The organism is Paracoccus sp. SCN 68-21 (assembly GCF_001724535.1).
In the GTDB taxonomy this organism is placed as follows: domain Bacteria; phylum Pseudomonadota; class Alphaproteobacteria; order Rhodobacterales; family Rhodobacteraceae; genus Paracoccus; species Paracoccus hibiscisoli.
The window spans coordinates 64,170-89,858 of the sequence record NZ_MEES01000014.1; the positions used below are offsets into that span (position 1 = coordinate 64,170).

Genomic DNA, 25,689 nt, shown 5'->3' on the forward strand with positions numbered 1-25,689 from the left:
GTCCGGGGCGCGTCCGGGTTCAATGTTGACACTGCGGCTTTGGCGACTAGCGTGCGCGACAAAACGCAGCCCCGAGGCCCCATGATCCCCTTTCCCGACATTTCCCCCGAGATCTTCACGATCAGCCTTGGCGGTTTCTCCCTGTCGCTGCGCTGGTATGCGCTGGCCTATCTGGCCGGTCTGATCCTGGGATGGCGGCTGATCGTGGCGATGATGCGCAGGCCCGCGCTGTGGGGCGGCACGCCGCCGACCGCGCCCGACCGGGTGGATGACCTGCTGACCTGGGTGATCCTGGGGGTGATCCTGGGCGGGCGCTTGGGCTTCGTGCTGTTCTACGAACCCGCCTATTATCTGGCGAATCCCGCGCAGATCCTGCAGGTCTGGCAGGGCGGGATGAGCTTTCACGGCGGTTTCTCGGGCGTCATCGTCGCGACCTGGGCCTGGGCGCGGCGGCAGGGCGTGCCGGTCCTGCGGCTGGCCGACGCGATGGCGGTCGTGGCGCCCATCGGCATCCTGTTCGGGCGGCTGGCCAACTTCATCAACGCCGAACTGTGGGGCCGCCCCACCGACCTGCCTTGGGGCGTGATCTTTCCGGGCCAGGCCGCGCAGGACTGTCCGGGCGTCGTGGGCGCCTGCGCGCGCCACCCCAGCCAGCTCTATGAGGCCGGGCTGGAGGGGCTGGTCCTGGGCCTGATCCTCTGGGCCGTGGTCCGGGCGGGGGGCTTGCGCCGTCCGGGGCTGGCATTCGGGATTTTCCTTGCAGGATATGGCCTTGCCCGCATGTTCGTCGAATTGTTCCGAGTGGCTGATGCGCAGTTCATCACGCCCGACAACCCGCTTGGCCATGTGCTGGGCGGCCCGGTCATCGGGCTGACCATGGGCCAGGCGCTGTCGCTGCCGATGGTGCTGATCGGGCTGGCACTGATCTGGCGGGCGCGGTCACGCGCGCCGCTGTCGGCATGACCCCGCTGGCCGGTGTGATCGCCGCGCGCATCCGCGCGGGGGGTCCGATCAGCCTGGCCGAATACATGCGAATCTGCCTGATGGACAGCCGCCACGGCTATTACGCGACCCGCGATCCCTTTGGCGCGACGGGCGATTTCACCACCGCGCCCGAAATCCACCAGATGTTCGGAGAGATCTGCGGACTGGCCCTGGCACAGGCCTGGATGGATCAGGGGGCGCCCACCCCGTTCCACTTGGTCGAGCCTGGGCCGGGGCGCGGCACGCTGATGGCCGACATGCTGCGCGCCACGGCGCGGGTGCCGGGCCTCCACGATGCGGCCCGCGTCGCGCTGATCGAGGCGTCGCCCCATCTGCGCCAAGTCCAGCAGGACCGCCTAGGCCATGTCCGGCATATCGCATTGATCGAGGATGTGCAGGACAATCCCCTGTTTTTGGTGGCAAACGAGTTCATCGACGCTTTGCCGATCCGCCAGTATCAGATGACGCCTGAAGGCTGGCGCGAGCGTCTGGTCGGGTTGCAGGGGGACACTTTGCAGATCGGACTTGGCCCCGTCGTTCCCCTGAACCGCCCCGGTCAGCCCGGCGACATCATTGAGGAGTGCCCTGAGGGCGCGGCATTCACCGAGGCCCTGGCGCGGCGGATCTCGGCGCAGGGCGGGGCGGCGATCATCGTCGATTACGGCGGCTGGAACGGGTACGGCGACACGTTTCAGGCCCTGCGAAACCACGCGCCCGAGGACCCCTTTGCCCAGCCCGGACTGGCCGATCTGACGGCGCATGTCGATTTCGCGGCGCTGACGGCGGCAGCCTTGCGCGGGGGGGCGGTCGTGTCGCGGCCGGTGCGGCAGGGCGACTGGCTCTGCGCGCTAGGGATCGAGGCGCGGGCACAGCGGTTGGCGCAGGCGGGCGATGCGGGCGCGATGGCTGCGCTTCGGCGCTTGACCGACCCGGCGGAAATGGGTCACCTGTTCAAGGCCATCGCCATCTGGCCCCAGGGCGCGCCGCCTGTGCCCGGATTTGTCCCGCTGGAGGCCCATGCAGACGACGCTTGAAATCCTGAACCACCCGCTGCTGTCCGATGTAAGGCACGGATTTTTCACGCGAAAGGGCGGGGCGTCGTCAGGGCTGTTCGCCGGTCTGAACTGCGGCCGCCGCTCCAGCGACCAGAGCGAGATGGTAATGGTCAACCGCGCCCGCGTGGCCGGTGCGATGGGCGTCACCGCCGGTCTGCTGGCGACCGTCAAGCAGGTGCATTCCGCCGATGTGGTCACGCTGCACGACGGGGATGACATTGAAAAAGTCAAGGAAATCAAGGCGGACGGTATCGTTACCACGCGGCGCGACGTGGCGGTGGCGGTGCTGACCGCCGATTGTCAGCCGGTGCTGCTCGCCGACCCTGCAGCGGGCGTGGTGGGGGCCTGTCACGCGGGTTGGCGCGGGGCGCTGGCCGGGGTGATCGAGGCCACCGTCGCGGCCATGCGTGATCTGGGAGCGGGGCAGATCCGGGCCGTGATCGGGCCCAGCATCAGCCAGCGCGCCTATGAGGTCAGCCCCGAATTCATGGATGAGTTCCTGTCGGACGACGTTGACAACGAACGGTTTTTCGCCGGCGGTCCGGCGGGGCGCCCGATGTTCGATCTGCCGGGATACGGGCTGATGCGGCTGCGCGGCGCGGGCGTCGAGGCCGAGTGGTCGCGCCATTGCACCTATTCCGACCCGGCGCGGTTCTTCAGCTATCGTCGCGCCACGCATGAGGGGCAGCCCGATTACGGGCGGCTGATCAGCGCCATCGCGCTGTAGCGCAACGGGCCGCGCGTTGCATCGGTGCCATTGGTGCAACTGTGCCAGCACAACGTCTGATTTCATGGGAAAAACCGTCGCACAGGGCGGGCACCGGGCAGACACCGTGCGTGCACAGACTGTACACCGCTTGCGCAGGCTGCGTTAGGCGGGCGTTAACCTTTGGCGCAACGGCGGAGGCGCGCGGCGGGCGGGCGCGGGCCGCAGGGCGCGGCGCAAGGCCATCTGCGCAATCGCGCCAAGCAGGGCTGCGATCTGGCCCAGGACCAGACCCAGCAGGGCGGCGGCGGTCAGGGCGGCATCGGTGACGCGGCGCATCAGGCGCAGGCTGTCGGATTTGCCCAGCACGGTCAGGGTGCGGCTGGTGCGGGGGCCTGCGGCCTCGGACAGGCGGGCCAGGGCGCGCAGATCGGCGGGGTCGCGGGCCAGGCGCAGGATCGGCAGCACCTCGGGGATCGAGCTTTGCGCGCCGATGCGGCGCAGATCGCCCGCGATGCCGCCCAGGGCAGCGGCGGGGTCGGGGCTGCGCGCGGCCACGGCCAGAGCGCGGGTCATGCCCGGAGACAGCGCATCGGCCCGGCGCGCGACGCGCAGCGTGGTGGCCGCCCCCTTGAGCGACAGGCTGTGCCCGGCGGTCAGCAGCGTGCCCGCCGTGGCCGCCAGCCCGACCGAGGCCAGCGCGGCCTCGACCCCGTCCGGGTCGCCCCCCGAGGCCCAGGCATGGCCTTGGCGGATCAGCGCCGCCGCGTCGCCCGCGGGCGACAGTTCGAACGGCAGGGTGCAGGCCGCGATCAGCGACAGGCTGGGGCAGGCGGTGATGTCGGTCATGCAGGTGCCGCAATCGGCCAGCGTCTCCATCAGGTCGGGGGACAGGGCGGCGTCCACCTGCGCGCGCAGATCGGCGGGCAGAGGCGTGGCCTGATCGGCGGCCAGATCGGACAGCAGCTGCAGCCTCTGGCGATCGTCCTGCGCCAGCGCGTCCCGCAGGCGCGGGATGATCCAGTCGGGCGTGGCGCGGGCGGCGACCGCGCGGGTCAGGGCCGCGCGGGCCTGATCCAGGCCGCGTTCGGCCAGAGGGGCGGCAAAGGGGTTCTGCGCCAGCATCCAACCCGCCGCCGCCACCGTGGCCAGCGACCACAGGACCAGCGTCAGGCGGGCGATGCGGCGCATGGCTCAGCCGGCTTCGCGGACGCGTTCCTCGACGATCTCGAAGGGGACGGCGGGCAGGTCCTTGGCGCCCCGGATCACCAGCGAGGTCTTAACCGAGGCCACGTTCGGCGCCGCCGTCAGGTTGTTGGTCAGGAAGCGCTGGAAGGTCGACAGGTCCGGCGAGATGCATTTCAGGATGAAGTCGATCTCTCCGTTCAGCATGTGGCATTCGCGCACCAGCGGCCATTCCTGGACCAGCGCCTCGAAGGCCGAGAGGTCGCGTTCCGATTGGCTGGCCAGGCGGACCATGGCAAAGACCTGCACCTCGAAGCCCAGCTCGCGCGCATCGATGTCGGCGTGATAGCCGCGGATATAGCCCAGCTCCTCCAGCGTGCGGACACGGCGCAGGCAGGGCGGCGCCGAGATGCCGACGCGGCGCGCCAGTTCGACATTCGTCATGCGGCCGTCGGCCTGCAGTTCGGCCAGGATCTTGCGGTCGATGTCGTCGAGTTTGGCGCCGGCCATGGTTGTCTTTCTTCTGTCAGGTCGTGGCGTTGCCGGAAACTACAATGCCGCCCCGTCCGGCGCAACAATCTTATCGAGATCGGGCAGGGGCGGGGATGCGTTGCAGTCCGGCGCGTGAGGGATTACCTCATGCACAAACCGCGAAAGGGGCGCAAGATGACCGAACGCAGCCATGTGAAACTTTTGATCGTGGGGTCGGGGCCTGCGGGCTATACCGCCGCCGTCTATGCAGCCCGCGCCATGCTGGAGCCGATGCTGATCCAGGGGATGCAGCCGGGCGGCCAGCTGACCATCACCACCGAGGTCGAGAACTGGCCCGGCGAGACCGAGATCCAGGGCCCCGAGCTGATGGTCAAGATGGAGGTCCATGCCCGCGCGATGGGTGCCGAGATCGTGACCGACCTGGTGACCACGCTGGACCTGCAGAGCCGTCCCTTCACCGCGACCTGCGACAGCGGGCGGGTGGTGACGGCGGATGCGGTGATCCTGGCGACCGGCGCGCAGGCGCGCTGGCTGGGCCTGCCGTCCGAGGAGAAGTTCAAGGGCTTCGGCGTCAGCGCCTGCGCGACCTGCGACGGGTTCTTCTATCGCAACCGCGAGGTGGTGGTGATCGGCGGCGGCAACACCGCCGTCGAGGAGGCGCTGTTCCTGACGCGCTTTGCCAGCAAGGTGACGCTGGTTCATCGTCGCGACAGCCTGCGGGCCGAAAAGATCCTGCAGAACCGTCTGTTCGCCCATCCCAAGGTCGAGGTGATCTGGAACGCCGAGTTGGCCGAGGTGTCGGGCGTCGAGACGCCGATGGGCGTGACCGGCGCCGTGTTGCGCGATCTGCGCGACGGGTCGCTGCGCGAGATCAAGGCCGACGGGGTGTTCGTCGCGATCGGCCATGCGCCCGCCAGCGAGCTGGTCAAGGATCAGCTGGAGATGCACAATGGCGGCTATGTCCGGGTCGAGCCGGGCAGCACGCGCACCTCGATTCCGGGCGTCTTTGCGGCGGGCGACCTGACCGACCATGTCTATCGCCAGGCGGTGACCAGCGCGGGCATGGGCTGCATGGCAGCGCTGGATGCCGAGCATTTCCTGGCGGCCCAAGGCGAGGTCACGACCGCCCCCGAGGGTCTGGTCGCGGCGATCTACTAACAGTTTAGCCAGTTTCGCCTTGCCCCATCGCCGGGGCATGGCGACAATCGGGGGCATGACACGGACCCTGACCCTTGATGCGCCGGTGCTGATGGTGCCCGGCCTGTTTCCGCCCGCGCTGTGTGCCGCGCTGATCGAACGCTATGATGCGGAGGGCGGCGAGGCGTCAGGTTTCATGGTGAACCAGGCTGGCCGGACGGTCGCGCGCCACGATCCGGCGCATAAGGTCCGGCGCGATCATGTGCTGCGCGACCCCGCGCTGGTGGGGGCGGTGCGGCAGCGGATCATTGACCGCGTGGTGCCCGCCATCCGGCAGGCCTATGCGTTCGAGGTGACGCGCAAGGAACGCTATCTGGTGGCGTGCTATCGCGCAGATGAGGGCGGGCATTTCCGCGCCCATCGCGACAACACCACGCCGGGGACGGCGCATCGCCGCTTTGCCGTCTCGGTCAATCTGAACGATGATTTCGAGGGGGGTGGGCTGAGTTTTCCCGAATTTTCGGAACGGCGGTTCCGGCCCGAGGCAGGCAGCGGGCTGATCTTCAGCTGCAGCCTGCTGCATCAGGCCGACCGGGTCACCGCCGGTCGGCGCTATGTCTATCTGCCGTTTCTTTATGATGAGGCAGCGGCCGACCTGCGCCAGAGGAATCTGGCGCAGGAGGCGCTGGCCTGATCAGCGACGCTCGCGCGAGCGTTCGCGCGAGGGCAGCTCGCCCGCATGGTCCAGCGCGCCCGAGGGGGCGGTGTTGCGGTCGGTATCCGCCATGCCCTTCTTGCCGGGATCGGCGTCCGGGTCGTTGGGGTGCAGGGCTGCGCCGTCCTCCATCATCGGGTTGGCCGCCGGGCCGTCGGCCTTGAGTTGCGCGGCCTTTTCGGCCAGATCCTTCTGGCTGGGCGCGTCTCCGGCCTCGCGGCTTTCGCGTTCGGCCATCGCGCGGTCCAGTGCAGCGGACAGATATTCCGATTTCGACCGCGTGCCCTCGTTGCCGCCAGCGGGGTTCACGCCCTTGGGCGCCGATTTGCCGCGCGCCTCGCGGCCCTGACGGGCGGCCATGTCGCGGGCGCGGTTGCGGCGCGTGCGCAGCAGGCCGATGAGGTCCGACAGCTCCTTGTCCGACAGCTGGCCCAGGGCGGGCTGGCGCGCCTGGTTGGCAAAGCCCAGCTCCTCCTGGGTCAGGGCGCGCTGTTCTTCGGGGCTGGCTTGGCTGTGATCGGTCATCGGACCCTCCGCTTCATGTCGTTTCATGGTCCCAACGTCAGCCGTGGTTCAGGGTTCCCCCTTGACGGCGCGACACAATCATCGGCTGCGTTAACCGTTTTCCCAGACTTGAATATCGCTTTCATCCCGGCTATGCGTCAGCCCAAGGCGCGCGGTCCCGACGGAACACGCGTGTTGTCTGTTTTGCGTAACCACGGGCCCGATCATGACCTTGTCGAACCACACCCCCATTCCCGAACTCTATGTCTCCGAGGTTGCGGCCGCCGCGCTCAAGGACGATGCCGGACAGATGCCCAGCTGGGATCTGACGCCGCGCCAGATCTGCGATCTGGAGCTGCTGATGAACGGCGGCTTCAACCCGCTGCGGGGGTTCCTGACCGAGGCTGATTACAACGGCGTCGTCAATGACATGCGCCTGGAATCGGGGGCGCTGTGGCCGATGCCCATCACGCTGGACGTGTCGGACAAGTTCGCCGAGGTGCTGGCCCCGGGCACCGACATCGCGCTGCGCGATCAGGAGGGCGTGATCCTGGCGATCATGTCGGTCACCGACAAGTGGGTGCCGAACAAGGCGGTCGAGGCCGAAAAGGTCTTTGGCGCCGACGATCTGGCCCATCCGGCCGTGAACTATCTGCACAATGTCGCGGGCCCGGTCTATCTGGGCGGGCCGGTCAAGGGTCTGGCCGCGCCCACGCATTACGATTTCCGCGCCCGCCGCAACACGCCCAACGAGCTGCGCGCGATGTTCAAGAAGCTGGGCTGGAGCCGCATCGTCGCCTTCCAGACCCGCAACCCGCTGCACCGGGCGCATCAGGAGCTGACCTTCCGCGCCGCGCGTGAGGCGCAGGCCAACCTGCTGATCCACCCGGTCGTGGGCATGACCAAGCCGGGCGACGTGGACCATTTCACCCGCGTGCGCTGCTATGAGGCGGTGCTGGACAAGTATCCGGCGGCCACGACCAATCTGTCGCTGCTGAACCTGGCGATGCGCATGGCGGGCCCGCGCGAGGCGGTCTGGCATGGGCTGATCCGCGCCAACCATGGCGTCACGCATTTCATCGTCGGCCGCGATCACGCCGGTCCGGGCAAGAACAGCCAGGGCCAGGATTTCTATGGCCCCTATGACGCGCAGACCCTGTTCACCCAGTACAAGGACGAGATCGGCGTCGAGATGGTCGATTTCAAGCACATGGTCTATGTGCAGGAAAAGGCGCAGTATTTCCCCGCCAACGAGGTCCCCGAGGGCACGACCGTCCTGGACATCAGCGGCACCGAGCTGCGCCGCCGCCTGCGCGAGGGGCTGGACATCCCGGAATGGTTCAGCTTTCCCGAGGTCGTCCAGCAGCTGCGCCGCACCTCGCCGCCGCGCGCCCAGCAGGGCTTTACCGTGTTCTTCACGGGCCTGTCGGGGTCGGGCAAGTCGACCGTCGCCAATGCGCTGATGGTCAAGCTGATGGAGATGGGTGGGCGACCCGTGTCGCTGCTGGACGGTGACGTGGTGCGCAAGCATTTGTCCTCCGAGCTGGGCTTTTCCAAGGAGCATCGCGACATCAACATCAAGCGCATCGGCTATGTCGCGTCCGAGATCACCAAGAACGGCGGCATCGCGATCTGCGCGCCCATCGCGCCCTATACCGCGACGCGCCGCGCCGTGCGCGAGATGGTCGAGGCCGGTGGCGCCTTTGTCGAGGTCCATGTGGCCACGCCGCTGGAAGAGTGCGAGCGCCGCGACCGCAAGGGCCTGTACAAGCTGGCCCGCGAAGGCAAGATCAAGGAGTTCACCGGGATTTCCGACCCCTATGAGGAGCCCACGAACCCCGAACTGCGCGTGGATACGACCGATATCGACGTGGACAGCGCCGCCCACCAGGTTCTGCTGAAGCTGGAGGGGATGGGCCTGATCGGCCTGACCTGATCCGTAGGGTGATGACTGACGCGGCCCCGGTGCAGACCGGGGCCGTTCTGCTGAGGGGGAGGGGGCCATGACGGATTGGCGGTCATCGCTGGAGGTCTGGGATCTGGAGGCGGGGGCGGCGCGGGTGATCCTGCGCACGCCGCGCCTGATCGAGGCGCCGAACTGGCATCCCGACGGCTGGTTCCTGGTCAATGGCGAGGGGCGGCTGTGGCGCGCCGATGCGGCGGGGCTGCTGCCGCTGGACACCGGCTGCGCCGAGCGGTGCAACAACGATCACGGCTTTTTGCCCGACGGGCGGGTGGTGTTTTCGGCGCATGACGGGACGGGCGCGGGGGTGCATGTCTGGGATGGGCGTCGGGTGCGGACCCTGCCTTTGACGCGGCCCAGCTGGTGGCATGGCGCGCAGGGCGACCGGCTGGTCTATGCCTGCGCGCGGGCCGATCGGGTGGTGCGGATCGCCACCTGCGATCTGGCGGGCGGGGACGAACGGGTGCTGACCCCCGGCGTGGCCCATCACGACGGGCCGGATTTCAGCCCCTGCGGGCGCTGGATCTGGTTCAATTCGGATGCGACCGGCCATGCGCAGATCTGGCGGATGCGCGCCGACGGGTCGGAGGCCGCGCCGGTCTTTCGCGACGATCACGTGAACTGGTTCCCGCATCCGTCGCCCTGCGGGCGGCATGTGGTCTGGCTGGCCTATGCGCCGGGGACCGAGGGGCATCCGCGCAACCGGGACGTGGCGCTGTGGATCATGGCGCCCGACGGGACGGGGCGGCGCAAGCTGTGCGATCTGTTCGGCGGGCAGGGCACGCTGAACGTGCCCTGCTGGTCGCCCGACGGGCGGGCCTTTGCCTATATGCGCTATGCCTAGTGAACGCTGACGGGACGCAGTTCGTTCTGGCGGGCCAGGGTGAAGGCCAGGTTGCGGTCCTGGACCAGTGCCAGGCGTTCGCCATCGGTGTCGTGGACGGCATAGAGCGTCTGGACATCGGGCATCTGCTCGCGGACGTCGCGGGGCAGGCTGTCCAGCGCGACGGGCCGGATATAGACGGTGCGCGCCCGGTCCTGGGCGCCGAAATCGAATTTGCTATCCATGGTGATCCCCTTGATTGCGGCTGATCGGAATGGTCTTGACGACCTGCTGCGGATTGACGCGACGCAGGTCGATATGCAGCAGGCCGTTCTCCATCGCGGCGGCGATGACCTCGACCCCGTCGGCCAGCACGAAGCTGCGCTGAAAGGCACGGGCCGCGATGCCGCGATGCAGGAAGACGCGGCTGTCACCGCCCTCGGGCTGGCGGCCGCGGATCACCAGCTGGCGATCCTCGGTGGTGATGGCCAGGTCGTCCTCGGCGAAACCGGCGACGGCCAGGGTGATGCGAAAGGCATCGGGGGGCAGGTGTTCGATATTGTAGGGCGGATAGCCCTCGGCCCCCTTGGCGGCCCGTTCCACCAGGCGTTCAAGCTGGTCGAAGCCCAGCAGATAGGGGTGCGCCCCCAGGGAAATCTTTGTCATCTCAGCCCTTTGCGTTGCAGCGACTGTGCAGGGCGGGCCCCTGATCGGCGACCTTCCCTGTTCCAAATATGGAAAGCCGCGCGCGTCTTTGCAAGATGCGCAAGCGCCGCTCAGGGGGTCGGGTCACAATCGGCCATGACCTCGCTGATCGCCCGGCGCGACCCCGCCAGAGGCAGGGTCAGCGTCACCTGGCCCGCGACGATGGTGACCTGACGTCCGGCCATCAACGCCTCCAGCAGCGCCGATTCCGGTTCGACCTGGGCGTAATGCGTGCCGTCGCGGGTCTCGAATGGCACGTCCAGCCGCTGCCCATCCACGGCAAAGCTCAGCGCACTGCCGCCTCCGCCCAGACCTGAGACCGAAATGCTGCCCCCTTCGGCGTCACAGCGAACGGCCATGCTGCGGCCGCGCCAGCGGATCTCGGCCGTGCCGAGGGTGGGATCGGCACGCCAGATCGGACCGGGCGGCTGCGCCAGAGCGGGCGCGGGCACCTGGGACGGCGTGGGCGGCGGGGCCGCTTCGGGCGCTGGCGCGGCGGCCATGCACAGTTGCGCCACGCAAAGATCATAGGCCGGGCTGCCCGCGGGGCCGTATTCGAACAGGCACTGGTTCACGCATTGGGTCAGCATGTCCTGGGACCAGGCGGGTCCTGTGGCCAGCGACAGGGTCAAGGCAAGGCGAAACATGGCGACCTCCGATCCGCGGAATCGGATTCACGATGCCGTGATCCGCGGATTTTTGCAATGGTTCCGGCAGGATGCAGACCATGTGTTAACACAGCGCCCACAACACGCTATAGTCCAGAACCACGGCATTCCTGACCCCGAGTCCGCCCGATGAACATGCAGCATTCGATGACCCATCATGAGATCGCCCAGGCCCGTCTGGAGGCGCTGCGCTGCGAGCATCGCGACCTGGACGAGGCGATCGCCGCCCTGCAGGGGCAGCAGCTGACCTCGTCCCTGGCCCTGCAGCGGCTGAAGAAGCAAAAGCTGTCCCTGAAGGACCGCATTGCCCGGCTGGAGGATGAGCTGACCCCCGACATCATCGCCTGATTGCGACCCGCGCGCGCCCGCGCTAGGACGGGCCTGACGGCAAAACGGGGATAGATGCGATGACCGAGGCGGTGGGAATCATCATGGGCAGCCAGTCCGACTGGCCCACCATGCGCGAGGCGGCAACCATCCTGGATGAGCTGGGCATCGCCTGGCACGCGCGCATCGTCAGCGCCCATCGCACGCCCGACCGGCTGTGGGATTACGGCCGCACAGCCGCCGATCGCGGGCTGCAGGTGATCATCGCGGGGGCGGGGGGTGCTGCCCATTTGCCGGGCATGATGGCCTCGAAGACGCGCATTCCGGTGATCGGCGTGCCGGTCCAGACCAAGGCGCTGTCCGGGGTCGATTCGCTGTACTCCATCGTGCAGATGCCCAAGGGCTATCCTGTCGCGACCATGGCGATCGGGGCGGCGGGGGCGGCCAATGCCGGGCTGATGGCCGCGGGCATCCTGGCGCTGAACGATCCGGCGCTGGCGCAGCGGCTGGACGACTGGCGCGCGGCACTGTCGGCCTCGATCCCCGAGGAGCCCGTCGATGACTGAGATCCGCACCATCGGCATCCTGGGCGGCGGCCAGCTGGGCCGCATGCTGTCGGCGGCGGCCAGCCGCCTCGGCCTGCGCTGCCACATCTATGAGCCGGGCGCGGCCCCTGCGGGCGACGTGGCCTGGCGCGTGACCACCGCCCCCTATGAGGACGAGGCCGCCCTGCGCGCCTTCGCCGACAGCGTGGACGTGATCACCTATGAGTTCGAGAACGTGCCGACCAGCGCGCTGGACCTGCTGGAAAGCCTGCGTCCCATCCGCCCCGGCAGGCGCGCGCTGGCCGTGTCCCAGGACCGGCTGACCGAGAAGACCTTCCTGACCGAGATCGGCCTGACCGTCGCCCCCTTTGCCGATGTCCCCGACCGGGACGCGCTGGATGCGGCCATCGCCCGGATCGGGCGACCCTCGATCCTCAAGACCCGGCGGATGGGCTATGACGGCAAGGGGCAGGTGCGCATCGGTGACGGCCCCGCCGACTGGACCGGCGCCCCGTCTGTGCTGGAGGGTTTCGTCACCTTCACCGCCGAGATCAGCGTGATCATCGCCCGCGGCACCGACGGCCAGGTCGCGGCCTATGACCCCGGCCTGAACGTCCATGAGGGGGGCATCCTGCGCACGACCACGATCCCCTGCGGCCAGCCGGCCCGCGTCACCACCGATGCGGTCCTGATCGCCGCGCGCATCGCCAACGCGCTGGATTACGTGGGCGTCATGGGGGTCGAGCTGTTCGTCACGCCCGACGGGCTGATCGTGAACGAGATCGCGCCCCGCGTGCACAATTCCGGCCACTGGACCCAGGCCGGCTGCGCCGTCGATCAGTTCGAACAGCATATCCGCGCCGTGGCGGGCCTGCCCCTGGGCGATGGCAAACGCCACGCGGATGTGGTGATGGAGAACCTGATCGGCGACGATATGGACCGCGTCCCCGCCCTGCTGGCGCAGCCCAGGACGCAGATCCACCTCTATGGCAAGGGCGAGGCGCGACCGGGCCGCAAGATGGGCCACGCGAACCGGATCACCGGATGATCCGCCTGGCGGTCCGTGCCGCAATCCTGCAGGCGGACCGTGTCCTGGTGGTGAATGCCTATCCGGGCCATGGGTCCGACCTGTGGTGCCTGCCCGGCGGAGGCGTCGATCCGCACGCCTCCCTGCCCGAGAATCTCTCCCGCGAGGTGCGCGAGGAGACCGGCCTGACCATCGCCGTGGGCGCACCCTTTCTGGTCAACGAATTCCACGACCCCGACCGCCGCTTTCACCAGGTCGAGATCCACTTCCGCGCCACGCTGACCGGACCCAACCACCTGACCCTCGCCGATCCCGAGGGCATCGTGAACCGCGCCCGATGGGTCACCCGCGCCGAACTGACCACACTCCGCCACAAGCCCGACAGCCTGGCCCAGGCCATCTGGTCCCCGGACATGGCAGGTTACGACGCGCTCGAACGCATCATCCCCTGACCGTCTTCTTCATGAAAATATCCCCCAGGGGGCCCGGGGGACGGGACGTCCCCCGGCGATCGCGGGACGCAATCACTCGGCGGCTTGCTTGACCGCCGTTTCCGATCCGACCTTCATGCGGAAGCCACGCTCCAGCTGATCGAAGGGCGCGACCGGATAATCGCCCGAGAAACACGCATCGCAATAGCGCGGCGCCTTGGGGTCGCGACCCGCGGCCTCTCCGGCCGCACGATAGAGCCCGTCCAGCGACACGAAGGACAGGCTGTCCACGCCGATCCAGTCGCGCATCTGCTCGGGCGTCATGTTCGCGGCCAGCAGCTTGTCGCGGTCCGGCGTGTCCACGCCATAGAAGCAGGGCCAGGCGGTCGGGGGCGATGCGATGCGGAAATGCACCTCGGCGGCGCCCGCGTCGATGATCATGTCCTTGATCTTGCGGCTGGTCGTGCCGCGCACCACGCTGTCATCGACCAGCACGACCCGCTTGCCCGCGATCAGCGCGCGGTTCACGTTCAGCTTCAGGCGCACGCCCATGTTGCGGATCTGGTCGGTCGGCTCGATGAAGGTCCGGCCCATATACTGGTTGCGGATGATCCCCATGCCATAGGGAATGCCCGATTCCTGGGCATAGCCGATGGCCGCGGGGGTGCCGCTGTCGGGGACGGGGCAGACCAGATCGGCCTCGACCGGGGCCTCGCGGGCCAGTTCGACGCCGATCTGGCGGCGCGTCTCATAGACCGACCGCCCGCCGATGATCGAATCGGGGCGCGAAAAATACACGTGCTCAAAGATGCAGAACCGCCCGGTGGAGGGACCGAAGGGGCGCGACGACTCGATCTGGCCCTTGGAGATGACGACCATCTCTCCGGGTTCGACCTCGCGCAGGAACTCGGCGCCGATGATGTCCAGCGCGCAGGTCTCGGAGGCCAGGACGTATCCGTCCTCGCCCACGCGGCCCAGCACCAGCGGGCGCACGCCCAGGGCGTCGCGCACGCCGATCAGCTTGGTCCGGGTCATCGCGATGACCGAGAACGCGCCCTCGACCCGGCGCAGCGCGTCTTTCATCCGTTCCGGGATGTTACGCTGGATGGACCGCGCCATCAGGTGGATGATGCATTCGCTGTCCGACGACGACTGAAAGATCGAGCCCCGCTCGATCAGCTCGCGGCGCAGGGCGGCGGCGTTGGTGATGTTGCCGTTATGGGCGATGGCGCAGCCGCCCATGTGAAATTCGCCGAAGAAGGGCTGGACGTCGCGGATCGCGGTGTTGGCCTTGGTCCCGGCGGTGGAATAGCGCACATGGCCGATGGCCAGCTGGCCGGGCAGGGTCGCCATCAGCTCGGGCTTGGTGAAGTTGTCGCGCACATAGCCAAAGCGGTGGGCGCTGTTGAAGCCGTAATCGGGATCGTGGGCGACGATGCCGCCCGCCTCCTGTCCGCGGTGCTGGAGGGCGTGCAGGCCGAGGGCCACGAAGTTCGAGGCGTCGACCACGCCGATGGCGCCGAAGATCCCGCACTCTTCGTGCAGACGGTCCGAATCGAACGGATGGGCGAGGAAGGGTTGCATCGCGCGGGCCTCGATATGTGGGGGCTGATATCGTCGTGCTGTCGGGGGGTATGTAGTCCCGACCACCGGCAAAGTCACGCCCCCGCGGGTCCGCGGGGGCGCTTTTTCGTCATGGTTCTGTCGCAAGGGGGCGGCCGGCGCCTCAGTTGGAGGCAGGCGCGGGGGCCGTGGTGGTGACCGGCGCACCGGTGGCGGCGCAGCCCATCACCATCTGTTCATAGCGGGTCACGATCCAGCCGGGCGCATCCGCCGGGATCTGGTCATCCATCTGCAGGCGCATGCGTTCGAACACCTGGGCCGAGCGCGAATTCTCGACCATGGCGACGTTCTGGGTGGTCATCACGCGGTCGTAGACGATGAAGGCGATGGCCACCAGCAGCACGCCCCGCGCCACGCCGAACAGAAAGCCGATGCCCTGATCGACCCCGCCCAGGGCCGAGCGCTGCACGACCGAGGAGAACAGCGGCGTCACGATCGAGAACACCACCAGCGCCAGCGCAAAGACCACCGCAAAGCCCGCGATGGTCGCCAGCTCGCAGCTGTCGCCCAGAAAGCGGTCCAGCACCGGCAGCTGCGCGATCATCGGGCGCACCGTGGGCGCGAACAGGAAGGCCAGCACGGCCGCCCCGATCCAGCCCAGGATGGCCAGCGATTCGCGCACGAAGCCGCGCGACCAGGCCAGAATGGCCGAAAGGATGATGACACCTGCCACCACCGCGTCAATGATCGTAAATCCGTCCATGTCCTGCCCTTTGCGCCGGTTCTGGTTCGTTATCAGGCGGTTCAGCCGGCGCCGAAGACATCGCCCACAAATCCCGTCAGGTCGGTGATGCGCCTGAGCGCCATGCCCGACCCGCCCTCGACCTTGGAGGCGTCGGGCAAAATCGCCTGTGAAAAACCAAGTTTCTGCGCCTCTTTCAACCTGTTTTCGGTCTGCGACACCGGTCGCAGGGCCCCCGACAGGCTGATTTCGCCGAAAAGCACCGCATCGGGGGGCAGGGCGCTGTCCTCGCGCGCCGACAGCAGCGCGCCCGCGATGGCCAGGTCGGCTGCGGGTTCGGCGACCTTCATGCCGCCCGCGACGTTCAGGAACACGTCCAGACCGGCGAAGGGGATGCCGCAGCGCGCCTCCAGCACCGCCAGGATGGTGCTGACGCGGCCGCTGTCCAGGCCCACCACCGTGCGGCGCGGGCTGGCCAGCGTGGAGGGCGCGACCAGGGCCTGAACCTCGGTCAGGACGGGGCGGGTGCCCTCGATGCCCGCAAAGACGGCGCTGCCCGCGATGGGCTGGCCGCGTTCGGACAGAAACAGCGCCGAGGGGTTGGCGACCTCGGCCAGGCCGCTGCCTGTCATCTCAAAGACGCCGATTTCCCCGGATGGGCCAAAGCGGTTCTTGACGCTGCGCAGGATGCGGAACTGGTGGCCGCGTTCGCCTTCGAAATAGAGCACGCAGTCGACCATATGCTCGACCACGCGGGGTCCGGCGATCTGGCCGTCCTTGGTGACATGGCCCACCAGGATCACCGCCACGCCGCGGCTTTTGGCGAATGTCACAAGCTCGTGCGCGGCGGCCCGGACCTGGGCCACGCTGCCCGGTGCGGCCTCGACCGTGTCGGACCAGAGCGTCTGGATCGAATCGATCACCGCCACGTCGGGGCGTTCGGCGTCCAGCGTGGTCAGGATGTTCCTGAGGTTCGTTTCCGCCCCAAGCCGCATCGGCGCGTCGGCCAGCCCCAGACGGACCGCGCGCATGCGGACCTGGGCGCTGGCCTCCTCTCCGCTGAAATAGATCGCCTGATAGTCGGCACGCGAAAAGGCCGCCGCCGCCTGCAGCAGGATCGTCGATTTGCCGATGCCCGGATCGCCGCCGACCAGAAGGGCCGAACCGGGGACCAACCCGCCGCCCAGCACGCGGTCCAGCTCATCTATGCCCGATAGAAAGCGCGGCGGTGGCGGTTCGCTGGTCGAGAGGCCCGAGAGGGGCACGGGCTTGCCCTTGGAGGCACCGAGGCCGCGGCCCGGACCCTGGGACAGGGGGGCCTCCTCGATGATGGTGTTCCAGGCGCCGCAGGCGTCGCAGCGCCCGGCCCATTTCTTGTGGGCGGCGCCGCAGGCGGTGCAGGTGAAGGCGGAGGTCTGTTTTGCCATGCACCCCATCTGGCACCCGGAACCGGGCGTCGCAAGTTGGATATTTGAATGAAGAAGAAGCCCTCACGCCTTTGTCGGCTTGAAATTCGGGGGGCGCGGGGGCAGGGTCCGGGCGGAAATTCAGGGGCTTGTGACCATGGCGATAGGCTTTTCGCGTTTCGAATTCATGATCGCCTGGCGGTATCTGCGGGCGCGCCGCGCCGAGGGTGGCGTCAGCGTCATGACTTGGATCAGCCTGATCGGCATCGCCCTGGGCGTGATGGCGCTGATCGCCACGCTGGCGGTGCGCGCCGGGTTCCGGGCCGAGTTCGTGGACACGATCCTGGGCGCCAATGCGCATACCACGGTCTATGTCAGCCCGCAGACGATCACCAATGAGTTCACCGACGACGTCTATGTCGTGCCGGGGCGGATCAGCGATTACGAGGGCATGGCCGCGCGCCTGGCCGAGGTTCCGGGCGTCACCCGCACGGCAGCGATCGTCAAGGGGCAGGTCATGGCCAGCGCCAACGATTCCTCCAACGTGGCCGAGGTGTTCGGCGTCGCCCGCGCCGATCTGGAGGCGATGCCGCGCATCGTGGACCCCGCGACCTCGATGGGCGATCTGGAGCGCTTCGACGAGGGCATCGCCATCGGGTCCGGTATCGCGCGTGAGCTGGGCGTGGGGGTGGGCGACCGCATCCGCCTGATCGCGCCGGAGGGCGCACGCACGGCCTTTGGCACCACGCCGCGGGTCAGCGCCTATGAGGTGACCTATGTCTTCAGCGCGGGGCGGTACGACATCGACCGCACGCGCATCTACATGCCGCTGGCCGAGGCGCAGTCCTATTTCAACCGCGAGGGGGTGGCCGACGAGATCGAGGTCTTTGTCGACGACCCCGAGCGCGTGGACGACTGGACGCTGGCGCTGATGCGGGCCGCCGGAGAGGGCGCGCAGACCTGGTCCTGGCGCGACAGTTCGGGGTCATTCCTGTCGGCCCTGGACATGGAGGATGACGTGATGTTCGTCATTCTGTCGGTGCTGGTCCTGATCGCGTCGATGAACATCACCAGCGGGCTGATCATGCTGGTCAAGAACAAGGGCCGCGATATTGGCATCCTGCGCACCATGGGCCTGACCGAGGGGTCGATCCTGCGGGTCTTTTTCCTGTGCGGGGCGTTTACCGGCATCATCGGCACGATCGCCGGGGTGGTGCTGGGCGTCGCCCTGGCGCTGAACGTGGACAATATCATGGCGGGTCTGAACGCGCTGACCGGCGGCGGGGCCTGGCAGCCCGAGGTGCGCGGCATCTATCGCCTGCCCGCCGATCTGCGGGCCTGGGATGTCGGGCGGGCCGTGGGGCTGTCGCTGTTTTTGTCCTTTGTCGTGACGATCTTTCCGGCGCGCAGGGCCGCGCGGATGAACCCGGTGGAGGCGCTGCGCTATGAGTGACGTGTTGCGGCTGGAGGGCGTGGGCAAGACCTATGGGCTGGGCGGGCCCGCGCCGGTGACGGTGCTGGACGGGCTGGACCTGAGCGTCGCGCGCGGCGAGGTCGTGGCGCTGGTCGCGCCATCCGGGGCGGGGAAATCGACGCTGCTGCATATCGCCGGTCTGCTGGACACGCCCGATGCGGGGCGGGTCTGGCTGGCGGGGCGCGACATGACAGGCCTGCCGGATCGCGCCCGGACCGAGGCACGGCGGCAGGAACTGGGCTTTGTCTATCAGTTCCACCACCTGCTGCCCGAATTCAGCGCCGCCGAGAACATCGTCCTGCCGCAGCTGGCCAATGGCGTGTCGGGGCGCGATGCACAGGCGCGGGCTGCCGACCTGCTGGGCCGCGTGGGGCTGGCGCATCGCGCGGATCACCGCCCCGCCCAGATGTCGGGCGGAGAGCAGCAGCGCGTGGCCTTCTGCCGCGCGCTGGCCAATGCGCCCGCCCTGCTGCTGGCGGATGAGCCGACGGGCAACCTGGACCCCGAGACATCGGACAAGGTGTTCGACGTGCTGATGGCGTTGGTGCGCGACACCGGGCTGTCGGCGCTGATCGCCACGCATAACCATGCGCTGGCGGCGCGGATGGACCGAATCGTTCGGTTGACCGCCGCCTGATCGTTGCGCCCGCGCGGCTGCGGGTGCATGCTGCGCCGATAAGCAACCGAAGGGGGCAGACGATGCGGGCAGTGATGATGGCGGGCGCGGCGGGGATCGCGCTGGCGGGGCTGATGGCGGCCTGTGCGCCCGAGGCGCAGCCGACCGGGGCCGCGCGCGATTACGCCGATTACTGCGCCGCCTGTCACGGCCCGACCGGGCGGGGCAACGGTCCCGCCGCGGTGGGCATGGTGCCCGCACCGGTCGATCTGACGATGCTGGCCGCGCAGAATGGCGGGGTGTTCCCCAAGACCCGCGTGATGGGACAGCTGGTCGGATACACGATGGGGCGCAGCGAATCGCACATGCCGATCTATGAGGTCCTGCGCGAGGGGCCGGTGGTCATGTATGACGACGGGTCGGGCCAGCGCGTGGCCACGCCCGCGCGGCTGGTGGCCCTGGCCGATTACCTTCAGACGCTGCAGCAATAGGGCCATGCGCGGGTTGCTGGGGGCGGCGCTGGCCTGCCTGCTGGCGCTGCCTGTGCAGGCCGAGGGGCTGGAGCGGTTCGGCACGACGATGAAATACGGGCTGCCGCTGGCGGCGGCGGTCTGCGCCGCCGATCAGGACCGGCTGGAGGATTTCGCGCTGCGCGGTCTGGTCCAGGCGGCGGTGGTCCTTGGCCTCAAGACGCTGTTCGACGGCACGCCCCTGGGCACGCGCCCGACCGGAGAGGGGCGGGGCTTCCCCTCGGGTCATGCGGCGGCGGCGGGGTTCGGGGCGGCGGATCTGGCGAGCAAATGCTGGGACGACCGGCCCGAACTGGGCGCTGCGGCCTATGGCGCGGCGGGGCTGACCGCCGTCAGCCGCGTGCAGGCGGGCGAACACACGCCCGATCAGGCGATGATGGGCGCGCTGATCGGGTTGGGTTTCGGGGCCGCCAGCTTTGGCATCGGATCGCAGGGCGCGTCGCTCAGCTGGGGCTTGCGGTTCTAGCGCAGGATCAGGCGCGGGCTGTCCGTGCGCCCACCCGCCTGCCCGATGACCGTCGCATCGTCAAAGCCGTGGCGGGCAAAGGCCGCGCGCACCGCCTCCAGCGCCTCGGGGGCGCAGGCGACCAGCAGGCCGCCGCTGGTCTGCGGATCGGTCAGCAGGGCGCGGTCGGCATCGGCAAACCCGTCCGGCAGGGCCACGCCATCGCCATAGCTGGCCCAGTTGCGCCCCGAGGCGCCCGTCACGTGACCCGCCGCGATCAGCGCGTCGATGCCGGGCAGGCGCGGCACGGCGGACCAGTCGATCACCAGATCGCAGCCCGATCCGCGCGCCATCTCCAACCCGTGGCCGCCCAGGCCAAAGCCGGTGACATCGGTCATGGCATGCACGCCCGGGATCGCCGCAAGGTCGGGGCCGGGGCGGTTCAGTTTCGTGGTGATGTCGATCATCCGGGCGTAACCCGCTGAATCCAAGTCGCCTTTCTTCAACGCGGCGGACATGACGCCGATACCCAGGGGCTTGCCCAGAACCAGCAGGTCGCCGGGCTGCGCCTCGGCGTTGCGTTTCAGCAGGGCGGGGTCGATCAGGCCCAGGGCCACCAGCCCATAGATCGGTTCGACCGAATCGATGGTGTGGCCGCCCGCGATGGGAATGCCCGCCTCGCGGCAGATCGAGGCGCCGCCGTCCAGGATGGCCGCGATGGTTTCGTGAGAGATGGCGTTGATCGGCATGCCGACCACGGCCAGCGCCAGGATCGGCGTGGCCCCCATCGCATAGACGTCGCTGATCGCGTTGGTGGCGGCAATGCGACCGAAATCATGCGGATCGTCCACCACCGGCATGAAGAAGTCGGTCGTGGCCACCAGCGCCTGGCGGTCGTTCAGCAGCCAGACCGCCGCATCGTCCGAGGTCTCGATGCCGACCAGCAGTTCGGGCGGGACGGGCAGGGCGGCGCTACCCCGCAGCAGGCCCGACAGCACGCCCGGCGCGATCTTGCAGCCGCAGCCGCCGCCATGGGCCAGCGATGTCAGGCGCGGTTCGGTCGGGCGGGCTTCGGTGGGGCTGGCTTGGGTCATGGCGATCTCCTGTCGGTGGGGGCAGCATAGCGCGGCGGCGGGGATGTTCCAGCGGGGGCGCACCGCTATCTGCTTGCAGGCGGGGTGCGCCACGACTAGAACGGCCCAAATTTTCAGGCCGCCGGACAGGTGGCCCTTCTTTCTATGAGGGTGATGATGCAGGTCAAGGAAACGCAGAACGACGGTCTGAAGCGCGGGTATCAGTTCACGCTGCCCGCAGCCGACCTGGCCGCCGCAGTCGATGCCAAGCTGAAGGAAGCTCAGCCCGAAGTCGAGATGAAGGGCTTTCGCAAGGGCAAGGTGCCCATGCCGATGCTGAAGAAGCAGTTCGGCCCGCGCATCCTGGGTGAGGCCATGCAGGACGCCATCGACGGCGCGCTGCGCGACCACCTGGAGCAGTCGGGCGACCGTCCCGCCACCCAGCCCAAGGTCGAGATGGAGGGTGGCGACACCTGGAAAGAGGGCGATGACGTCGTGGTCAACGTGACCTATGAGACGCTGCCCGCGATCCCCGAGGTCGACCTGACCACGCTGTCCCTGGAAAAGCTGACCGTCCCCGCCGAAGAGGCCGCCGTCACCGAGGCGCTGGAGAACCTGGCCAAGTCGGCGCAGTCCTTTGAGGACCGCAAGAAGGGCACCAAGGCCAAGTCGGGCGACCAGGTCACCATCGATTTCAAGGGCTTTGTCGACGGCGAGGCCTTCGAGGGCGGCGCGGCCGAGGATTACCCGCTTGTCCTGGGCTCGAACAGCTTCATCCCCGGTTTCGAGGATCAGCTGGTCGGCGTGAAGGCCGATGAGGACGTCAAGGTCGAGGTCAAGTTCCCCGAAGAATACGGCGCGCCCCACCTGGCCGGCAAGGATGCCACCTTCGAGTGCAAGATCAAGTCGGTGAAGGCCCCCAAGGAGGCCGAGATCGACGACGAGCTGGCCAAGAAGTTCGGCGCCGAGGATCTGGACGGTCTGAAGAAGCAGATCAGCGAGCGCCTGGAGGCCGAATATGCCGGCGCCGCGCGCGCGGTGATGAAGCGCGCCCTGCTGGATCAGCTGGATGCGGCGGTCAAGTTCGATCTGCCCGCGTCGCTGGTCGAGGCCGAGGCCGCGCAGATCGCGCATCAGCTGTGGCACGAGGAGAACCCCGAGGTTCAGGGCCACAACCATGACGCCATCGAGCCCACCGACGAGCACAAGTCCCTGGCCGAGCGCCGCGTGCGTCTTGGCCTGCTGCTGGCCGAGATCGGCCAGAAGGCCGAAGTGACCGTCACCGACCAGGAGATGACCCAGGCCGTCCTGCGCGCCGCCCGTCAGTATCCCGGCCAGGAGCGTCAGTTCTTTGAGTTCATCCAGTCGAACCAGGCCGCCCAGCAGCAGCTGCGCGCGCCGATCTTCGAGGACAAGGTCGTCGATCTGATCGCCGAAAAGGCCAAGGTCGAGGAAAAGACCGTGACCAAGGAAGAGCTGGAAAAGGCCGTCGAGGCGCTGGACGAGCTGTGATCCGGTTCCCATGACCGCGATCGGGCCGCATCTTCGGATGCGGCCCTTTTTCATGGCGCGGGCCTGCGTCAGGTGATCCCTTGATGCGGCGCGCGGGCGCGATTAGGTGAGGGCCATGACACGATCCCTGCATCTGATGAAGCTGTGCGTCGGCGCCGACGGCCCCGAGGACCTGGCCGCCTGGCAGACCCGTTTCGGCGCGGGCCCGGCGCTGCATGTCACACGCATGTGGCCCAAGCGCGAGGCCGAGCTGCTGGATGGCGGGTCGATCTACTGGGTGTTCAAGGGCGTCGTCCTGGCCCGCCAGCGCCTCCTGACGCTGGAGCGGGTCGAGGGCGCCGACGGCATCCTGCGCTGCGGCCTGGTACTGGACCGCGAGTTGGTGCGCGTCGCCGCCGTCCCGCGCCGTCCGTTCCAGGGCTGGCGCTATCTGCCTGGCCCCGAGGCGCCCCCCGACCTGCCCGCCGGCCGCGCCTCGGAGGAGCCGCTGCCCCCCGCCATCGCCGCCGCCCTGGCCGAGATGGGGTTGCGCTGAGGCTTGACGCTGCGGGGCGCACGGGCTATTTCCAGCGGCATCGCGGGTGTAGCTCAATGGTAGAGCAGAAGCTTCCCAAGCTTACGACGAGGGTTCGATTCCCTTCACCCGCTCCATAATCTTTCCCGGACTATCGGTCGGACACAGGTGCTGAGTTTCATCTGGTTTCAGATGGGCGCATCGTTTGGTCTGTGCCTGAGAGACGCAGTTTCGGGGGCATGTGCGACGAAGACCACGTCCGGATCAGCGATGAATCGCTCGGATATCGCTCCGCGGCCGCCTGTTGTTTCCTCCAGCGTGACGCCGCTTCACCAGAACAGGCGCTGTTGAGCGTTGATGCTTCCCGCCTGGCGCGTGTTGGGGGAATTTGACCGTCACCAAGGGTGGGGTCCGCAGAGAAAAACGCGGGTCAGTCCTCGATCAGCAGCCGCCCCATCCGTGACGGTGCCGGTGGCTTCCGCGAGGACAGCTTGTCGGACAGGATCCCCCGCGCAATCGGGCCGATGCTCAGCGGGTCCTGCCACAGCGACAGAAGTGCCCGGGCCCGGCCCATGCGCGCGCGGCGGTCCAGGAAGTCGCGCAGCAGAAAGCGCTGCCTCAGCTCCCCCGCATGAGACGCAAGGGCGGATCGCGCGTCGTCCGGTGACGCGCCGGCCTCCAGATGCGCCCGGGCCGCCGCATGCAGCGCGGCAAGATCCGCCGTGCGATGACGCGAGCTGAGGGAATCCGACCGCCACCGCGCCGCATACCCGACCTGGGTGGTCACGCGGAACAGCGCCCCCCGTTGAAGCATGCGCACATAGAGGTCGTAATCCTCACCCAGGCGCAACCCCTCATCATATCGCAACCCTGCGTCCTGCAGAAAGGACCGACGGATGATCGGCTTGAGAAAGCCCCATTCCCGGCGACTGCTTCCCCGCACTGTCCGGTTCGCGCGCACGAAGCCGACAAGGTCGATATCGATGATGTCCGGCGTGACCGGAGGGATCGGCGGCAGGGTGTCGGGACCGGCGCTTTCGGCGACAAAGAGGATGTTGTCGGCCATCATGTCCGCATCCGCGACCGCAAGAAGCCGCGAGAACCGGCCGGGCAGGACAAAGTCATCGGCATCCAGAATGGCGACAAAGTCACCCCGTGCCAAATCGATCGCCTGGTTGCGCGCGGCTGCCGGGCCACCGTTCACGGTCCGGCGAACGACCCTGAGGCGGTCATCGCCGCCCCCCGCGGCCATGGCCGTGGCGTGGGTCCCGTCCCCGGAGGCGTCGTCGATCACGATCACCTCGGCGGTCTCGGGCTGGGCCAGGGCTGTGCGGATCGCGTCTGCGATCGTAGCGGACGCGTCATAGGCGGTTATGATCACCGAGACGGAGGGCAGGGCTGTGTTCATGGCTGTTTCCGTTGCAAGCCCGGGCGGAAAAGTCCAGAGCGCAATGGACCCGCGGACCAGTATTGTGCAGCTGTTATCAGTTTCCCCCTTGGCCAAAAGGACGATGCCGTGACGGTGCGCATTGGTCACCCGGTCGGCGGTCGGTATCGCGGTCCCTTGACGGCCTGCCCGTGCGGCTCCGGCGCCGGGGGCAGGAGACCCTGCGGGCGCCCGGATCAGACGCGGGTCCAAACACCACGTTGTCTTTCAGGCGATGGACCCGCCAACCACTCACGGGCTCGCTTCATCGCGCAGGTGTCCGCCGCAGCACGGTGCGATCACGGCTCAGGGCACAGATGGGCGCGGTTGATCGTGAACACTTCATCGACCAGATACCGGGCATCGGCGGCGCGTGGGTCGGCGTTGTCTTGGTCGTCGTTACAATGTCATCTCCAGCCGCGTTGAGGTTGCTTGGCTCTTGTCCCTATCAACGCAGGTCAGGCGTTCGATCTCAGCGGTCCTGCATGCGGCACAGCGGTCCATGAGGGCGATGCGGATGTGGACCTCGGCAGTTTGGATGTCATGGTCTTGCGAGGCGATGCGCTTGCCGAAGGACTTCAGGCACGGCATTCTTGCCTCGATCCTGCTTGGAATGTGATGGCCAGACCGCTGCTTCCAGTTCGCCTGGCCAAAGCGCCTGATTGAACGGACTATGTCGTTGCGGGGAAAGACGCTGTCCGCCATCGGTCCGAGGTCAATGGCGCGCGTGCAGGGCATTCCTCTTTCCAACGGCGTCCGGTCTTGCGGATGCGCCGACGCGATCCAGATTGTCCGTGTGGCACCGTCGCCGGTCATGGTGCCGAATGGCTCATCCGGCGGGATCTGGCTCACAAGGTCAGGGGCCTCACGGCTCTATGTGTCACATCCCACGTGATTATATGGTCGCTTCCTGAACAGGTCCGGCCTTTCCCGCTGCCATCCTTCAGCGCGTCAATGGGCGTTCGGCCCTTCAGCACTGATTGCGGAAGCTGACCGTTGTAGAGCCGGACGTAGCGCAGGATGGTTTGTTCGAGATCCTCGCCGCTGCGGAAGCGGTGGCTTTGCAGGATGTCCTCGATCCGTCCGTTGAAGCGCTCGACCATGCCATTGGTCTGCGGGTG

At 68.0% G+C, this 25,689-nt stretch carries 28 protein-coding genes, 1 tRNA gene and 2 pseudogenes; 18 read left to right on the forward strand and 13 right to left on the reverse strand.

Translation table 11 applies throughout. The features are described 5' to 3' along the window. Window positions 1–81 precede the first annotated feature (81 nt). The 3 genes from lgt to pgeF are packed head-to-tail and all read left to right on the forward strand — an operon-like array spanning window position 82 to window position 2,766. On the forward strand, window positions 82–963 hold the full coding sequence (gene lgt, locus ABS73_RS06565) for a prolipoprotein diacylglyceryl transferase (protein ID WP_277019305.1): 882 nt from the start codon (window positions 82–84) through the stop codon (window positions 961–963). Then, the gene (locus ABS73_RS06570; RefSeq protein ID WP_277019303.1) at window positions 960–2,018 is read left to right on the forward strand and encodes a class I SAM-dependent methyltransferase; all 1,059 of its coding nucleotides are present in this window, start codon (window positions 960–962) and stop codon (window positions 2,016–2,018) included. Before lgt ends, ABS73_RS06570 begins: the two co-directional genes overlap by 4 nt. Then, on the forward strand, window positions 2,002–2,766 hold the full coding sequence (gene pgeF / locus ABS73_RS06575) for a peptidoglycan editing factor PgeF (protein ID WP_277019301.1): 765 nt from the start codon (window positions 2,002–2,004) through the stop codon (window positions 2,764–2,766). The genes ABS73_RS06570 and pgeF overlap by 17 nt, the downstream gene beginning before the upstream one ends. A gap of 144 nt (window positions 2,767–2,910) precedes the next feature. Here pgeF and ABS73_RS06580 read toward each other — a convergent pair whose 3' ends face one another. Together ABS73_RS06580 and ABS73_RS06585 are read right to left on the reverse strand one after the other, a co-directional pair. Beyond that, the gene (locus ABS73_RS06580) at window positions 2,911–3,936 is read right to left on the reverse strand and encodes a hypothetical protein (RefSeq protein ID WP_277019300.1); all 1,026 of its coding nucleotides are present in this window, start codon (window positions 3,934–3,936) and stop codon (window positions 2,911–2,913) included. A gap of 3 nt (window positions 3,937–3,939) precedes the next feature. Continuing rightward, window positions 3,940–4,440, reverse strand: a complete 501-nt coding sequence (locus ABS73_RS06585; protein ID WP_136855237.1) for an Lrp/AsnC family transcriptional regulator — start codon at window positions 4,438–4,440, stop codon at window positions 3,940–3,942. A 156-nt stretch (window positions 4,441–4,596) separates the two neighbouring features. On the opposite strand from ABS73_RS06585, the gene trxB reads away from it, so the two are divergent. Then, window positions 4,597–5,580, forward strand: coding sequence for a thioredoxin-disulfide reductase (gene trxB / locus ABS73_RS06590; protein WP_277019296.1), 984 nt, complete (start codon window positions 4,597–4,599; stop codon window positions 5,578–5,580). Window positions 5,581–5,635: 55 nt separating this feature from the next. After that, window positions 5,636–6,253 carry a 2OG-Fe(II) oxygenase family protein gene (locus tag ABS73_RS06595; RefSeq protein ID WP_277019295.1) on the forward strand — a complete coding sequence of 206 codons (618 nt, stop codon included), beginning with the start codon at window positions 5,636–5,638 and terminating at the stop codon, window positions 6,251–6,253. On the opposite strand, the gene ABS73_RS06600 is transcribed toward ABS73_RS06595, so the two are convergent. After that, window positions 6,254–6,799, reverse strand: coding sequence for a hypothetical protein (locus tag ABS73_RS06600; RefSeq protein ID WP_277019293.1), 546 nt, complete (start codon window positions 6,797–6,799; stop codon window positions 6,254–6,256). Window positions 6,800–7,004: 205 nt separating this feature from the next. Here ABS73_RS06600 and ABS73_RS06605 point away from each other — a divergent pair, with 205 nt between their 5' ends. Both ABS73_RS06605 and ABS73_RS06610 read left to right on the forward strand, forming a co-directional pair. Beyond that, window positions 7,005–8,714 carry a bifunctional sulfate adenylyltransferase/adenylylsulfate kinase gene (locus ABS73_RS06605; RefSeq protein ID WP_277019291.1) on the forward strand — a complete coding sequence of 570 codons (1,710 nt, stop codon included), beginning with the start codon at window positions 7,005–7,007 and terminating at the stop codon, window positions 8,712–8,714. A 67-nt stretch (window positions 8,715–8,781) separates the two neighbouring features. Further along, window positions 8,782–9,585 carry a TolB family protein gene (locus tag ABS73_RS06610; RefSeq protein ID WP_277019289.1) on the forward strand — a complete coding sequence of 268 codons (804 nt, stop codon included), beginning with the start codon at window positions 8,782–8,784 and terminating at the stop codon, window positions 9,583–9,585. Here the strand turns inward: ABS73_RS06610 and ABS73_RS06615 are convergent. From ABS73_RS06615 to ABS73_RS06625, 3 genes are all read right to left on the reverse strand, one after another. Continuing rightward, window positions 9,582–9,809, reverse strand: a complete 228-nt coding sequence (locus ABS73_RS06615; RefSeq protein ID WP_136855243.1) for a DUF1150 family protein — start codon at window positions 9,807–9,809, stop codon at window positions 9,582–9,584. The genes ABS73_RS06610 and ABS73_RS06615 overlap by 4 nt on opposite strands. Further along, window positions 9,802–10,230 (reverse strand): Hsp20 family protein, encoded by a 429-nt coding sequence (locus tag ABS73_RS06620; RefSeq protein ID WP_277019287.1) that lies wholly within the window; start codon window positions 10,228–10,230, stop codon window positions 9,802–9,804. The genes ABS73_RS06615 and ABS73_RS06620 overlap by 8 nt, the downstream gene beginning before the upstream one ends. Before the next feature lie 110 nt (window positions 10,231–10,340). Continuing rightward, window positions 10,341–10,916: a hypothetical protein gene (locus tag ABS73_RS06625; protein WP_277019285.1), complete on the reverse strand. Its 576-nt coding sequence runs from the start codon at window positions 10,914–10,916 to the stop codon at window positions 10,341–10,343. Between the two features lie 150 nt (window positions 10,917–11,066). Between ABS73_RS06625 and ABS73_RS06630 the strand changes: the two genes are divergently transcribed. The 4 genes from ABS73_RS06630 to ABS73_RS06645 are packed head-to-tail and all read left to right on the forward strand — an operon-like array spanning window position 11,067 to window position 13,288. Continuing rightward, entirely contained in the window at window positions 11,067–11,285 is a 219-nt protein-coding gene (locus tag ABS73_RS06630) for a YdcH family protein (protein ID WP_136855246.1), read from the forward strand. A gap of 59 nt (window positions 11,286–11,344) precedes the next feature. Further along, on the forward strand, window positions 11,345–11,830 hold the full coding sequence (gene purE, locus ABS73_RS06635) for a 5-(carboxyamino)imidazole ribonucleotide mutase (RefSeq protein ID WP_136855247.1): 486 nt from the start codon (window positions 11,345–11,347) through the stop codon (window positions 11,828–11,830). Then, window positions 11,823–12,857, forward strand: a complete 1,035-nt coding sequence (locus tag ABS73_RS06640; RefSeq protein ID WP_277019282.1) for a 5-(carboxyamino)imidazole ribonucleotide synthase — start codon at window positions 11,823–11,825, stop codon at window positions 12,855–12,857. Before purE ends, ABS73_RS06640 begins: the two co-directional genes overlap by 8 nt. Further along, the gene (locus ABS73_RS06645) at window positions 12,854–13,288 is read left to right on the forward strand and encodes an NUDIX domain-containing protein (RefSeq protein ID WP_277019280.1); all 435 of its coding nucleotides are present in this window, start codon (window positions 12,854–12,856) and stop codon (window positions 13,286–13,288) included. The genes ABS73_RS06640 and ABS73_RS06645 overlap by 4 nt, the downstream gene beginning before the upstream one ends. 72 nt (window positions 13,289–13,360) lie before the next feature. Here ABS73_RS06645 and purF read toward each other — a convergent pair whose 3' ends face one another. The 3 genes from purF to radA all read right to left on the reverse strand — a co-directional run bounded on the left by purF (window position 13,361) and on the right by radA (window position 16,999). Next, window positions 13,361–14,851, reverse strand: coding sequence for an amidophosphoribosyltransferase (gene purF / locus ABS73_RS06650; RefSeq protein ID WP_136855250.1), 1,491 nt, complete (start codon window positions 14,849–14,851; stop codon window positions 13,361–13,363). A 142-nt stretch (window positions 14,852–14,993) separates the two neighbouring features. Beyond that, window positions 14,994–15,593, reverse strand: a complete 600-nt coding sequence (locus ABS73_RS06655; protein ID WP_277019277.1) for a CvpA family protein — start codon at window positions 15,591–15,593, stop codon at window positions 14,994–14,996. A gap of 41 nt (window positions 15,594–15,634) precedes the next feature. Further along, window positions 15,635–16,999: a DNA repair protein RadA gene (radA, locus tag ABS73_RS06660; RefSeq protein ID WP_277019275.1), complete on the reverse strand. Its 1,365-nt coding sequence runs from the start codon at window positions 16,997–16,999 to the stop codon at window positions 15,635–15,637. A gap of 136 nt (window positions 17,000–17,135) precedes the next feature. On the opposite strand from radA, the gene ABS73_RS06665 reads away from it, so the two are divergent. The 4 genes from ABS73_RS06665 (at window position 17,136) to ABS73_RS06680 (ending at window position 20,064) form a co-directional block, all read left to right on the forward strand. Further along, the gene (locus ABS73_RS06665) at window positions 17,136–18,431 is read left to right on the forward strand and encodes a lipoprotein-releasing ABC transporter permease subunit (RefSeq protein WP_277019273.1); all 1,296 of its coding nucleotides are present in this window, start codon (window positions 17,136–17,138) and stop codon (window positions 18,429–18,431) included. Then, entirely contained in the window at window positions 18,424–19,089 is a 666-nt protein-coding gene (locus ABS73_RS06670; RefSeq protein ID WP_277019271.1) for an ABC transporter ATP-binding protein, read from the forward strand. Before ABS73_RS06665 ends, ABS73_RS06670 begins: the two co-directional genes overlap by 8 nt. A 62-nt stretch (window positions 19,090–19,151) precedes the next feature. Next, window positions 19,152–19,559 carry a cytochrome c family protein gene (locus ABS73_RS06675; RefSeq protein ID WP_277019269.1) on the forward strand — a complete coding sequence of 136 codons (408 nt, stop codon included), beginning with the start codon at window positions 19,152–19,154 and terminating at the stop codon, window positions 19,557–19,559. 4 nt (window positions 19,560–19,563) lie between these two features. Beyond that, the gene (locus tag ABS73_RS06680) at window positions 19,564–20,064 is read left to right on the forward strand and encodes a phosphatase PAP2 family protein (RefSeq protein ID WP_277019267.1); all 501 of its coding nucleotides are present in this window, start codon (window positions 19,564–19,566) and stop codon (window positions 20,062–20,064) included. Here ABS73_RS06680 and selD read toward each other — a convergent pair. Then, on the reverse strand, window positions 20,061–21,137 hold the full coding sequence (selD, locus tag ABS73_RS06685; RefSeq protein WP_277019265.1) for a selenide, water dikinase SelD: 1,077 nt from the start codon (window positions 21,135–21,137) through the stop codon (window positions 20,061–20,063). The genes ABS73_RS06680 and selD overlap by 4 nt on opposite strands. A 156-nt stretch (window positions 21,138–21,293) precedes the next feature. On the opposite strand from selD, the gene tig reads away from it, so the two are divergent. The 3 genes from tig to ABS73_RS06700 all read left to right on the forward strand — a co-directional run bounded on the left by tig (window position 21,294) and on the right by ABS73_RS06700 (window position 23,279). Next, window positions 21,294–22,628: a trigger factor gene (gene tig, locus ABS73_RS06690; protein WP_277019326.1), complete on the forward strand. Its 1,335-nt coding sequence runs from the start codon at window positions 21,294–21,296 to the stop codon at window positions 22,626–22,628. Between the two features lie 115 nt (window positions 22,629–22,743). Next, a complete protein-coding gene (locus tag ABS73_RS06695) occupies window positions 22,744–23,163 on the forward strand; it encodes a DUF1489 family protein (protein WP_277019263.1) in 420 nt (139 codons plus the stop codon). A gap of 42 nt (window positions 23,164–23,205) precedes the next feature. Then, a tRNA-Gly gene (locus ABS73_RS06700) sits at window positions 23,206–23,279 on the forward strand. A 293-nt stretch (window positions 23,280–23,572) separates the two neighbouring features. On the opposite strand, the gene ABS73_RS06705 is transcribed toward ABS73_RS06700, so the two are convergent. From ABS73_RS06705 to ABS73_RS06715, 3 genes and pseudogenes are all read right to left on the reverse strand, one after another. Next, the gene (locus ABS73_RS06705) at window positions 23,573–24,550 is read right to left on the reverse strand and encodes a glycosyltransferase family 2 protein (RefSeq protein WP_277019261.1); all 978 of its coding nucleotides are present in this window, start codon (window positions 24,548–24,550) and stop codon (window positions 23,573–23,575) included. 417 nt (window positions 24,551–24,967) lie between these two features. Next, a pseudogene (locus ABS73_RS06710) lies at window positions 24,968–25,429 on the reverse strand (transposase); the annotation flags it as partial. Between the two features lie 12 nt (window positions 25,430–25,441). Beyond that, window positions 25,442–25,689: pseudogene (locus tag ABS73_RS06715) on the reverse strand (integrase core domain-containing protein); the annotation flags it as partial.

Excerpts from the sequence above, each read along its gene's own strand:
- radA (WP_277019275.1), bottom strand. The coding sequence starts at position 16,999 with ATGGCAAAACAGACCTCCGCCTTCACCTGCACCGCCTGCGGCGCCGCC.
- ABS73_RS06580 (WP_277019300.1), bottom strand. The coding sequence starts at position 3,936 with ATGCGCCGCATCGCCCGCCTGACGCTGGTCCTGTGGTCGCTGGCCACG.
- ABS73_RS06645 (WP_277019280.1), top strand. The coding sequence starts at position 12,854 with ATGATCCGCCTGGCGGTCCGTGCCGCAATCCTGCAGGCGGACCGTGTC.
- purF (WP_136855250.1), bottom strand. The coding sequence starts at position 14,851 with ATGCAACCCTTCCTCGCCCATCCGTTCGATTCGGACCGTCTGCACGAA.
- ABS73_RS06615 (WP_136855243.1), bottom strand. The coding sequence starts at position 9,809 with ATGGATAGCAAATTCGATTTCGGCGCCCAGGACCGGGCGCGCACCGTC.
- purE (WP_136855247.1), top strand. The coding sequence starts at position 11,345 with ATGACCGAGGCGGTGGGAATCATCATGGGCAGCCAGTCCGACTGGCCC.
- lgt (WP_277019305.1), top strand. The coding sequence starts at position 82 with ATGATCCCCTTTCCCGACATTTCCCCCGAGATCTTCACGATCAGCCTT.
- selD (WP_277019265.1), bottom strand. The coding sequence starts at position 21,137 with ATGACCCAAGCCAGCCCCACCGAAGCCCGCCCGACCGAACCGCGCCTG.
- ABS73_RS06680 (WP_277019267.1), top strand. The coding sequence starts at position 19,564 with ATGCGCGGGTTGCTGGGGGCGGCGCTGGCCTGCCTGCTGGCGCTGCCT.
- ABS73_RS06620 (WP_277019287.1), bottom strand. The coding sequence starts at position 10,230 with ATGACAAAGATTTCCCTGGGGGCGCACCCCTATCTGCTGGGCTTCGAC.
- ABS73_RS06595 (WP_277019295.1), top strand. The coding sequence starts at position 5,636 with ATGACACGGACCCTGACCCTTGATGCGCCGGTGCTGATGGTGCCCGGC.
- pgeF (WP_277019301.1), top strand. The coding sequence starts at position 2,002 with ATGCAGACGACGCTTGAAATCCTGAACCACCCGCTGCTGTCCGATGTA.
- ABS73_RS06655 (WP_277019277.1), bottom strand. The coding sequence starts at position 15,593 with ATGGACGGATTTACGATCATTGACGCGGTGGTGGCAGGTGTCATCATC.
- ABS73_RS06605 (WP_277019291.1), top strand. The coding sequence starts at position 7,005 with ATGACCTTGTCGAACCACACCCCCATTCCCGAACTCTATGTCTCCGAG.
- ABS73_RS06570 (WP_277019303.1), top strand. The coding sequence starts at position 960 with ATGACCCCGCTGGCCGGTGTGATCGCCGCGCGCATCCGCGCGGGGGGT.
- ABS73_RS06600 (WP_277019293.1), bottom strand. The coding sequence starts at position 6,799 with ATGACCGATCACAGCCAAGCCAGCCCCGAAGAACAGCGCGCCCTGACC.
- ABS73_RS06585 (WP_136855237.1), bottom strand. The coding sequence starts at position 4,440 with ATGGCCGGCGCCAAACTCGACGACATCGACCGCAAGATCCTGGCCGAA.
- ABS73_RS06625 (WP_277019285.1), bottom strand. The coding sequence starts at position 10,916 with ATGTTTCGCCTTGCCTTGACCCTGTCGCTGGCCACAGGACCCGCCTGG.
- ABS73_RS06675 (WP_277019269.1), top strand. The coding sequence starts at position 19,152 with ATGCGGGCAGTGATGATGGCGGGCGCGGCGGGGATCGCGCTGGCGGGG.
- trxB (WP_277019296.1), top strand. The coding sequence starts at position 4,597 with ATGACCGAACGCAGCCATGTGAAACTTTTGATCGTGGGGTCGGGGCCT.
- ABS73_RS06640 (WP_277019282.1), top strand. The coding sequence starts at position 11,823 with ATGACTGAGATCCGCACCATCGGCATCCTGGGCGGCGGCCAGCTGGGC.
- ABS73_RS06665 (WP_277019273.1), top strand. The coding sequence starts at position 17,136 with ATGGCGATAGGCTTTTCGCGTTTCGAATTCATGATCGCCTGGCGGTAT.
- ABS73_RS06705 (WP_277019261.1), bottom strand. The coding sequence starts at position 24,550 with ATGAACACAGCCCTGCCCTCCGTCTCGGTGATCATAACCGCCTATGAC.
- ABS73_RS06610 (WP_277019289.1), top strand. The coding sequence starts at position 8,782 with ATGACGGATTGGCGGTCATCGCTGGAGGTCTGGGATCTGGAGGCGGGG.
- ABS73_RS06630 (WP_136855246.1), top strand. The coding sequence starts at position 11,067 with ATGAACATGCAGCATTCGATGACCCATCATGAGATCGCCCAGGCCCGT.
- ABS73_RS06670 (WP_277019271.1), top strand. The coding sequence starts at position 18,424 with ATGAGTGACGTGTTGCGGCTGGAGGGCGTGGGCAAGACCTATGGGCTG.
- tig (WP_277019326.1), top strand. The coding sequence starts at position 21,294 with ATGCAGGTCAAGGAAACGCAGAACGACGGTCTGAAGCGCGGGTATCAG.
- ABS73_RS06695 (WP_277019263.1), top strand. The coding sequence starts at position 22,744 with ATGACACGATCCCTGCATCTGATGAAGCTGTGCGTCGGCGCCGACGGC.